Below are 6,268 nucleotides of genomic sequence, written 5' to 3' on the forward strand. Positions count from 1 at the left end.
GGGGGCGCCGTGCCCCGGCCCGATGGCATGCCTGCCGGTGACGTGGTGAGGTGATGCCGTGACGGCGACCCAGGGAAGCGGACGGTACGGGAGGAGCCCGGGCATGGCGGACATCGACGCGTTCACCGGTCTGCTCGATCCCGACATGTGCGTGGTGACGGCCGCGGCGCGCGGCGAGCGGGCCGGGTGCCTGGTCGGGTTCGCCTCGCAGTGCTCCCTGCGGCCGGTGCGGTTCGTGGTGTGGCTGTCGGAGGCCAACCGCACCTTCCGGGTGGCGCGGACCGCGGAGTTCCTCGCCGTGCACCTGCTGGGCCGCGACCGCCTGGGGCTGGCGGAGGTCTTCGGCGGCCGGACCGGCGACGACGGGGTCGACAAGTTCCGGGACGTGCGCTGGCGCCAGGGGCACGGCGGGGCCGTGGTCCTTCAGGACGCCGAGGCCTGGTTCGTCGGCCGGATCGTGGGGCACGCCGGCGGCGGCGACCACATCGGGTTCGTGCTCGACCCGGTCGAGTGCGGGGCACGCGACGGCGCCGGCGGCCCGCTGCTGCGCCTGAGCGACGCGCGCGGCATCGACGCCGGCCATCCCGTGGAGTGACGGCGCCCTGCGCGCTCGCTCCCGGCCCTGGCGTGGAGTGACGGCGCCCGGCGCCGCTCACTGCTCCCGCGGCACCCGTATGTCCAGCACGCAGACGTCGTCGCGCCGCTCCTGCCCGGCCAGCATCGCGGTGAGCAGCGGTTCCAGGGCGCCCGGCGCGGGGGAGCGGCCGCCGGCCGCCGTGACCGCCTCCGCCAGCCTCTCCAGCCCCCGGTCGATGTTCTCCTCGGGGCGCTCGACCAGGCCGTCGGTGTACAGCAGGATCCGGTCGCCCGGCTCCAGCAGGCACTCCGCCTCCTCGTACACCGGCTCGCCGGTCGCCCCGAGCAGCATGCCCGCGGGACGGTCGAGATAGCGGGCGGTACCCGCGCGCACCAGCAGCGGCGGCGGATGACCGGCCTGCGCCCACACCAGGCGACGGCCGGCGGGGTGGTAGCGGGCCAGGACCATGCTGGCGGTGCCGTGGGCGTCGCGGGAGTGCAGCAGCAGCGTGTTCAGCCGGGCCAGCGCCCCGGTCAGCGACGAGCCCGTGGTGACCATGCCCTTGGCGGTGAACCGGAGCTGGGCCATCGTGGCCACCGCGTCCACGCCGTGCCCGGCGACGTCGCCGACCACGAGCAGCGCGTCACCGCCGGGGAGTTCGACCGCGCTGAACCAGTCGCCGCCGACATGCACCCCGGACTGCGCGGGCAGATAGGCGACCTCGACGCGCAGCCCGGCCGGCCGCAGCGGGCTCCGGGGCAGCGGCAGCAGCGCGTGCTGGAGCCGGGCGGCCAGCGTCCGCTCGGCCCGCAGCACGTCGTGCTGCGTGAGCATCGCCCGCTCGCTCTCCACCAAGGCGAGCTCCACCCGCCGCCGCCTGGTCAGGTCCTGCACGAAGCCGTGCACGTCCACCGGGGCGCCGTCGGCGTCCTTCACGGCCTCGGCGACGATCCGCAGATGCCGCACACCGCGTGGCGTGCGGGTGCGGAACGGCACGTCGCACGGCTGGCCCTCCTCCACCAGCGCCCTGATCGCCGAGGACAGCGCGGCGTCGTCCTCGGGCAGCGCCAGGCCGGGCAGCTCGGCCAGCGGGACCGGGCCGCGTGCCGGGTCACGGCCGAGGATGCTGTAGACCTGCTCGGACCAGGCGGCCGTACCGGTGACCAGGCTCCAGTCGGCCCAGCCGAGGCCGCCGAGCCGCTGGAGGTCGGCCAGCCGCTGTTCCTGTCGGTCGGACAGCGGGTCCCGGACCCAGGTCAGGACCAGACCGCCACCCAGCGCCGCCACCCGGACCGTGTACGTCGACGGCTCCCCGGCGCCGGACGCCGGGGCCGGCCGCGCGCGGGCCTCGCCCTCGTACGGCTCCCCGGTGACCAGTGTGTCCCGGCAGCCCCGCCACAGCGGACCGCCCGCGAGGGACGGGAAGCACTCCAGCAGCCGCCTGCCGCGCAGCTTGCCGGCATCGGCGCCGGCCAGCTCCTCGGCCTCGGCGGTCGCCGCGTCGACGCGGTAGTCCCGCACCTCGCCCGACGGGGCGCGCAACGGTGTGACCAGCAGGGCCGGGACCGGCAGGGTGTCGAAGACCCGCTGGACGAGCCCGGCGGTGTCCACCACCGGCCGCGGCCGGTCACCGAAGGCGCGCAGCCGTCCCGCGCACAGCCGCGCGACGGCCTCCAGGTGCTCCCGCGCACCGGGCGAGAACGGCCCGCCGCGCCGGCGCAGCACCCCGAGGCACACATCGGGCGCCGTCCCCGCCGGCATCGGCAGCCAGGCCCGGGACCGCCAGCGCTCGGGCGGGCCGCCGATCAGCAGATACCGCTCCCGGTCCCGCTCGAAGTCCTCCAGCCAGCGCGGCTCCCCGGTCCGCAGGGCGTCCAGCGCCACCACACCGCTCAGCGGGGGGACATGACGCCACTGCGCCGCCAGGGTCTCGTCGACACCGGCGTGTCCGAGCAGTTCCAGGCCGCCCGTGGAGGTACGGGCGTAGAGCATGACGGCGTCGGCGCCGAGATCCGGCGCGAGGTGCTCCAGCAGGCAGCCGGCCAGCTCCTGCGGCGAGTCGACCCGCACCAGCCACTGCGCGAGCCGCGCGAGTCCCTCCGGTGCGCCGGCGGGCGACGCCGCCGCGGCTGCGGTGCCGGACGGGTGGGGCGGTGCCGGGGACGGTGCGTCGGTGGGGGAGTCCGATGCCGGTCCGGTGCCGGGAGGGGCGGTGGGAGAGGGGGCGGGAGCGGCCGCTTCCGTGCCGGCGTCGGCCGCCGTCGCGGTCACCGCGTCCGGCTCCCGGTGGCTCTCGCCGGGGGCGGCGGGCGTCGGGTCCGGCGTCGCCGGTTCCGTCGTACGGTCGGGTCCGGACAGCGGGGGCAGCAGGGTGCCCAGCGTGATCCAGCACTCCTCGAGCAACGTCCGCCGTTCCGCCTGGGCCCGCCGGACCAGCGTCTCGTGCGCGGCCTCCGCGGAGCAGCCGGTGCGGGCCATCACCGCGCCCCTGGCCCGCTCCAGCACGGCCGAGACCGCGGTCAGCTCGCGCAGCCGGTCGAGTTCGGTGCGCGCCGCGGCGACGGCCTCGGCCGGTGCGGCCAGGTCGTGAGCGGCGCCGGAACCCGCCGGCGTGGCGTGGTCGCTGGTCACGCGTTGAGCATTGCACACGAAACCGGATTCGCGGACCGGCTCGTGGCCGGTCCACGCGCCCGCGAGGGGCAGGGTCGGCAAAGAGGCTGATCAGACGCGTGCCGGCCCGGGCCGGCACGCGCGACAGGCCCGCCGCGGACCAGGCCCTACCTCGCCGCGAACAAGGCCCTGCACCGCCGGAGCGGCCAGCCCCATTCCGTCGGAGCGGCCCCGTCCCGCCGGGGCGGCCCCACTCCGCCGGGGCGGCCCCACTCCGCCGGAGGGGGCGCCGAGCCGCCCGCGTAGCCCGAGCCGCCCGCCTCGCCCGCGTGGCCACGGGGCTCGGCGCCGGGTGCGGGGGGCCCGTACCGCCTTCGCGCCGGCGGGCGCGGGACCGGGGGCCGGGGACCGGTACCGCCTTCGCGCCGGCGGGCGTTCAGCGGCCGGCGTTGTGTTCGACCAGTGCTTCCGTCACCGCGCGCACGCTGCGGGCGATGTGCTGGAGCTGGGAGACCTCCGCCGCGTAGAGCTTGATCGTGTGCTCGATGACCGACTCGGGGACGCCGAGCCGCGGCAGGTCGGCCCGCGCCGTCTGAAGGGCCGTCCGCGCCATCCGGATCTCGTGCTGCACCTGGATCTGCGCGTGCCGCGCCAGCAGCACGGGGTGCCGTACCAGCGCCGGGTAGCCGGCGTAGCGCGCCGGCACCAGCTCGCGCAGCCACTTGGCAGCCGAGCGCTCCCAGTCGTAGCTGCCGGGAATCTTCACCTGGCAGGGCCAGTCCGGGCGGGTGCGCGTGGACGTCAGGGACATGTTCATCGCTTCCGGAGTGTGCGGCGTCGTCGGGGTGAGGCGACGGTTGGGGGGCGGCCCCGGCCTAGGGGATGACCGGGACCGCCACGGGCGGGCGCTCGCGCAGGCGATGCCCCCCGGCCGAACACCCGGGCTGCCGGAGCGGGTAGGAGTCGGCGGCCGCCGGTGTTCGTGTGGGTGCGGACGCGGGCCGGACGCCGGGCCGCGATCCGTGAGCAGTATTTATATATGCCATCCGCATTGCAAGACGTATGAAAACATTCATGCGTGCTTTGTTGCCGAAGGGCCCGCCGCCCGCCGGAGACCGCGCCCGGCTCAGTCCCGGAGGAAGAAGTGGTGCTGGTCGGCGAGGTGCTCGTACTCCTCCAGGCGGGCCTGCGTCCGCTCGGGATCGGCGTCGGTCATGGCCTGGAGCAGCGCCGCGCACATCACGCCCGGAGCCGCGTAGGAGTCGAAGACCAGCCGGGAGCCGGTCCCGGTGGCGAAGGTGACGTCGGCCTCGTCGACCACGGGCCCCAGCGCCAGGTCGGTGATCAGCGCCACCTTGAGCCCGGCGCCGCGCGCCACCCGCACGGCGGTCAGCGTCTCCTGCGCGTGCCGCGGCATGGAGAACGCCAGCACCCAGGTGCCGCCGGCCTCCCGGGACTGCAGCAGCGCGTCGTAGGCGACGCTGCCGCCCAGGGTCACCAGCCGCACGTCCGGGTGGATCCGGCGGGCGGCGTAGGCGAAGTACTCGGCGAGCGAGACGGAGATGCGCAGCCCGAGCACGGTCAGCGGGGTGGACGCCGACAGCTCGCGGCCGATGTCGATCACCAGGTCGGGGTCGGCGAGGTCGCGCCGCAGGTTCTCCAGGTTCTCGATCTCGGCGTCCACCGCGGACTGGAGCTCGTTGCCGCGGTTCTCCTCGGCCGGGCCGCCGCCACGGGAGCCGAGGGCGATCGACTGGAGCCGCTCCCGCAGCGCCGGGTAGCCGCTGAAGCCGACCGCCGAGGCGAAGCGGGTCACCGACGGCTGGCTCACCCCGACCCGGTCGGCCAGCTCCGTGATGGACAGGAACGCCGCCTCGGTGAGGTGCTCGATCAGGTACTGGGCGATGCGCCGGTGACCGGGGGAGAGCCGGGGACGGTCGAACAGCGTCCGCAGCTGGGACGTCGGGGAGACCTCGGTCTCCGGGACGGTCCGGCCCGAGGTGATCGCTGACGCCTGCGCGCGTGCCTGCTGCGGCGATGGCACGGGTGCGCCTCCCTTGTCTCCCACGGAGTCTCCCACGGAGGTTCAACATAGCCCACCGGCCGCCCCCACCAGGGCGCCTTCGCGGCCGGCCGAGAGGGCGAGGGGCCCGGTGGGAGGGATAGCCGCGCCCGCTTCGGGAACCCGCCGCCACGGAAAGGCAACAGCCCCACCCGAACCAGGAGGAGTCGCCGTCATGACCGTCCCGGAGGAGAACCGCCGGAAGACCGAGACCACGGACGACGTCGTCCAGGACCCGAACGCCAATCCGAGCCGGACCCGCGAGGAGTCCCGGGCGCGCGAGGAGTCGGAGGAGTCCCGTCCGGGTGCCACCGGCCGCACGATGCGCGAGGCTCTCGAAGAGGCCCAGGTGCGTCCCGACGACTACGACGAGAAGTGAGGCGCGGCTCCCGGCAACCGGCTCCGCGCCCTCCCGTCCCGTACGCGGCAGACGCACGAGCAGCAGACGACCTACCCGGCAGGTGACATGCGCATGGGCGCCCTCAGCGCGCTGGAAGAGACACTGGAGAACCGATGGGAAGCGCTGCGGGCGCGGGTGTTCGACCGGCAACCGGTCGAACTCCTCGACGCCCTGCGCAGCGAGTGCGACCGCAAGGCGGTGGTCTGCGCCGAGGGCCGGGTCCTGGTGCCCAACGCCTACGAGGTGGCGCTCGCCGGTGCCGTCCACGAGGAGCTGTCCCGCCACGGCGGGGTGGGCCAGGCCCTCACCGACAGCCTGGCCCGGCACGCCGAACGGCACGGCTACGAGTGGGCGGGGCCGCTCGCCGTCCACATCACCAGGACCGACGACGTGCCCAACGGCCGCTACGAGGTGGCCGGCCACGTGCTGCCGCACGTGAGCGCGGACGGTTTCGGGCACGTGGCCGGCCAGCGGCAGGCCCCGGATGCGGCGGACCGGGGCGCGGTCAGCCCCCACCGCCCGTAGCGGGGGGGGGGGGGGGGGGGGGGGGGGGGGGGGGGGGGGGGGGGGGGGGGGGGGGGGGGGGGGGGGGGGGGGGGGGGGGGGGGGGGGGGGGGGG

6 protein-coding genes are annotated in these 6,268 nt (G+C 76.0%); 3 read left to right on the forward strand and 3 right to left on the reverse strand.

The window, feature by feature from the left end; all coding sequences use genetic code 11:
- The first annotated feature begins 103 nt into the window (after positions 1–103).
- Positions 104–595, forward strand: a complete 492-nt coding sequence (locus ACZ45Q_RS15280) for a flavin reductase family protein (RefSeq protein WP_468260341.1) — start codon at positions 104–106, stop codon at positions 593–595.
- Between the two features lie 57 nt (positions 596–652).
- Here ACZ45Q_RS15280 and ACZ45Q_RS15285 read toward each other — a convergent pair whose 3' ends face one another.
- The 3 genes from ACZ45Q_RS15285 to ACZ45Q_RS15295 all read right to left on the reverse strand — a co-directional run bounded on the left by ACZ45Q_RS15285 (position 653) and on the right by ACZ45Q_RS15295 (position 5,231).
- Positions 653–3,160, reverse strand: coding sequence for a SpoIIE family protein phosphatase (locus tag ACZ45Q_RS15285; protein ID WP_468260397.1), 2,508 nt, complete (start codon positions 3,158–3,160; stop codon positions 653–655).
- Between the two features lie 463 nt (positions 3,161–3,623).
- On the reverse strand, positions 3,624–3,998 hold the full coding sequence (locus ACZ45Q_RS15290; protein ID WP_468260400.1) for a hypothetical protein: 375 nt from the start codon (positions 3,996–3,998) through the stop codon (positions 3,624–3,626).
- A gap of 315 nt (positions 3,999–4,313) precedes the next feature.
- Entirely contained in the window at positions 4,314–5,231 is a 918-nt protein-coding gene (locus ACZ45Q_RS15295; RefSeq protein ID WP_468260343.1) for a MurR/RpiR family transcriptional regulator, read from the reverse strand.
- A gap of 193 nt (positions 5,232–5,424) precedes the next feature.
- Here ACZ45Q_RS15295 and ACZ45Q_RS15300 point away from each other — a divergent pair, with 193 nt between their 5' ends.
- Positions 5,425–5,628, forward strand: a complete 204-nt coding sequence (locus ACZ45Q_RS15300; protein WP_468260346.1) for a hypothetical protein — start codon at positions 5,425–5,427, stop codon at positions 5,626–5,628.
- Positions 5,629–5,721: 93 nt separating this feature from the next.
- Positions 5,722–6,174: a DUF3662 domain-containing protein gene (locus ACZ45Q_RS15305; RefSeq protein WP_468260349.1), complete on the forward strand. Its 453-nt coding sequence runs from the start codon at positions 5,722–5,724 to the stop codon at positions 6,172–6,174.
- Positions 6,175–6,268: the final 94 nt, after the last annotated feature.

The organism is Streptomyces sp. NPDC031049 (assembly GCF_055571015.1).